Source organism: Rhodococcus sp. ENV425 (genome assembly GCF_002887785.1).
In the GTDB taxonomy this organism is placed as follows: domain Bacteria; phylum Actinomycetota; class Actinomycetes; order Mycobacteriales; family Mycobacteriaceae; genus Rhodococcus; species Rhodococcus aetherivorans.
Window position 1 is genome coordinate 1 of record NZ_PCZU01000111.1, and the last position, 2856, is coordinate 2856.

At 74.2% G+C, this 2856-nt stretch carries 4 protein-coding genes; all 4 read left to right on the top strand.

What is annotated here, in order from left to right:
* Positions 1–563, top strand: a 563-nt coding sequence (locus CQZ88_RS08715; RefSeq protein ID WP_258008517.1) for a helix-hairpin-helix domain-containing protein, incomplete at its 5' end; no start/stop codon positions are given.
* A 71-nt stretch (positions 564–634) separates the two neighbouring features.
* Positions 635–1489: an RNase adapter RapZ gene (rapZ, locus tag CQZ88_RS08720; RefSeq protein WP_170914089.1), complete on the top strand. Its 855-nt coding sequence runs from the start codon at positions 635–637 to the stop codon at positions 1487–1489.
* Positions 1486–2553 (top strand): uridine diphosphate-N-acetylglucosamine-binding protein YvcK, encoded by a 1068-nt coding sequence (yvcK, locus tag CQZ88_RS08725; RefSeq protein WP_006937690.1) that lies wholly within the window; start codon positions 1486–1488, stop codon positions 2551–2553. The genes rapZ and yvcK overlap by 4 nt, the downstream gene beginning before the upstream one ends.
* A partial coding sequence (gene whiA, locus CQZ88_RS08730; protein WP_102799608.1) for a DNA-binding protein WhiA occupies positions 2544–2856 on the top strand: 313 nt, incomplete at its 3' end. The genes yvcK and whiA, both read left to right, overlap by 10 nt.

A 2856-nucleotide genomic window follows, 5' to 3' on the forward strand; every position in this document is an offset into this window, starting at 1 on the left:
CCGGGCGGCCCCGCCGCTTCGCGTACCCGCCGAATCTGTACGTCGTCGACGGCGGTGCCCCGCAGGTCGCCGCCGCGGCGGAGGTGCTCGACGAACTCGGCATCACCGACGTCGCGGTGATCGGACTGGCCAAGCGGCTCGAGGAGGTCTGGGTGCCGGGGGAGGAGGACCCGGTCATCCTGCCCCGCACCAGCGAATCGCTGTACCTGCTGCAGCGGGTCCGGGACGAGGCGCACCGCTTCGCCATCACCTACCACCGCAGCAAGCGATCCCGGCGCATGACCGCTTCCGCGCTCGACGGGGTGCGCGGGCTCGGGCAGGCCCGCCGCAACGCGCTCGTCGCGCACTTCGGGTCGGTGGCCCGGCTGCGGGAGGCGACCGTGGAGGAGATCACCGCGGTCCCCGGCATCGGCGTCGCCACCGCCCGCGCCGTGCTCGACGCCCTGCGCGGCGACGTCCCGGACACCGTGCCGGCCCCGGCGGGTGAGGCTGCGGCGGACACGCCGGTGGGTGATGATGGCACCGTCGGCGTGTCGGGCGGACGAACGGAGTCGGAACTGTGACACACGAGGCGGAGACGGCGCAGCCTCGGCCCCGGCCCCGGGACGACCACCGCCCGCGGGCGGAGGTCGCCCTGGTCACGGGCCTGTCCGGAGCCGGTCTGAGCACCGCCGCGACGGCCCTCGAGGATCTCGGCTGGTTCGTCGCCGAGAACCTGCCCCCGCAGCTGGTCACCTCGATGGTCGATCTCGCGGTGCGGGCCGACCCGCCGCTGCAGCGCCTCGCCGTGGTCATGGACGTACGCAGCCGCCTGTTCACCGGCGACCTCGGCTGGGTCGTCACCGAACTGGCCGCCCGGCCCGTGCGCACCCGCGTGCTGTTCCTCGAGGCCACCGACGAGGTCCTCGTGCGTCGTTTCGAGCAGGTCCGCCGCAGCCACCCGCTGCAGGCCGACGCCGCCGACCGCACCCTCACCGACGGCATCGCCACCGAACGCGCCCAGCTCGCCGCGGTCAAGGCCGCCGCCGATCTGGTGGTCGACACGTCGTCGCTGTCCGGTCCGGAACTGCGCCGCAAGATCGAGTCCGCGTTCGGCGACGGCGACGCCGACTCGATCCGGGTCACCGTGGAATCGTTCGGATTCAAGTACGGTCTGCCGATGGACGCGGACGTGGTGTGCGACGTGCGGTTCCTGCCCAACCCGCACTGGGTGCCCGAGCTGCGTCCGCACACCGGCCAGGACGTCGACGTCCGCGACTACGTGCTGAGCCGGGACGGGGCGCAGGAATACCTGCAGACCTATCATCGGCTGCTCGAACTGACCACGGCCGGTTACCGCCGGGAGGGGAAGCGTTACATGACGATCGCGGTGGGCTGTACCGGTGGCAAGCACCGCAGCGTGGCGATGAGCGAGGCGCTCGCCGCGCGGCTCGACGCCGACCCGACGCTGTCGGTGCACGTCGCGCACCGGGATCTGGGGCGCGAATGACGGGGCCCGGTTCCGCGGCCCCGCCGCCCGGGACCGGCGGCCCGGCCGGCGGGCAGGGCACCGCGCCGAATCCGTCGATCGTGGCCCTGGGCGGCGGCCACGGCCTGTACGCCACGCTCAGCGCCGTCCGCCGGCTCAGCGACCGCGTCACCGCCGTCGTCACCGTCGCCGACGACGGCGGTTCCTCCGGCCGGCTGCGCGCCGAACTCGGCGTCATCCCGCCCGGCGACCTGCGCATGGCGCTGGCCGCGCTGGCCGCGGACACCCCCGGGGTGCACACCTGGACCGAGACGGTGCAGCACCGGTTCGGCGGCACCGGCGCGCTCGCGGGCCACTCGGTGGGCAATCTCATCCTGGCCGGGCTGACCGAGGTCCTCGGCGATCCCGTGGCCGCCCTCGACCGCGTCGCCGAACTGCTCGAGGTGCGCGGCCGGGTACTGCCGATGTCGCCGATCGCCCTCGACATCGAGGCGGACGTGTCCGGCCTCGAATCGGATCCGCGGGCCAGCCGCATCATCCGGGGGCAGGTCGCCGTCGCCACCACCCCCGGCAAGGTCCGGCGCGTGCGGCTGATCCCGGCCGACCCCCCGGCGTGTCCCGACGCGCTCGACGCGGTGGGCGCCGCCGACCTCGTCGTGCTCGGGCCCGGCTCGTGGTTCTCGAGCGTCATCCCGCACGTGCTCGTCCCCGACCTGCTCGAGGCGCTGGTGACGGCGCCGGCCCGCAAGGTGCTGGTGCTCAATCTGGCCGCCGAACCGGGGGAGACCGCCGGGTTCTCCTCCGAGCGGCACCTGCACGTGCTGGCCCAGCACGCCCCGGAGTTCCGGGTCGACCACGTGGTGGTCGACTCCGCATCGGTGCCCGAGGGCCGGGAACGCGAACACCTGTGCCGGGCCGCCGCCGGATTCGGCGCCCAGGTGGTCTACGCCGACGTGGCGGAGACCGGCACCCACCGACACGACCCCGCCAAGCTGGCGGCGGTCCTGGCTCAACACCTGCCCGACGCGGCCCGCCCCCGGGACCTCGCGCAGCGGGACGGAAGGGAGATCCCCACGTGGCAATGACAGCGGAGGTCAAGGACGAGCTGAGCCGGCTGGCGGTCACCCGCACCAGCAGCCGCAAGGCCGAGGTGTCCGCCCTCCTGCGCTTCGCCGGCGGGCTGCACATCGTCGGGGGCCGTGTCGTCGTGGAGGCCGAGGTGGACCTCGGGTCGATCGCCCGCCGGTTGCGCCGCGAGATCTTCGAGCTCTACGGCTACTCCGCGGAGGTGCACGTCCTCGGCGCCGGCGGGTTGCGCAAGAGCTCGCGCTACGTGGTGCGCGTCGCCAAGGAGGGCGAGGCCCTGGCCCGCCAGACCGGTCTGCTCG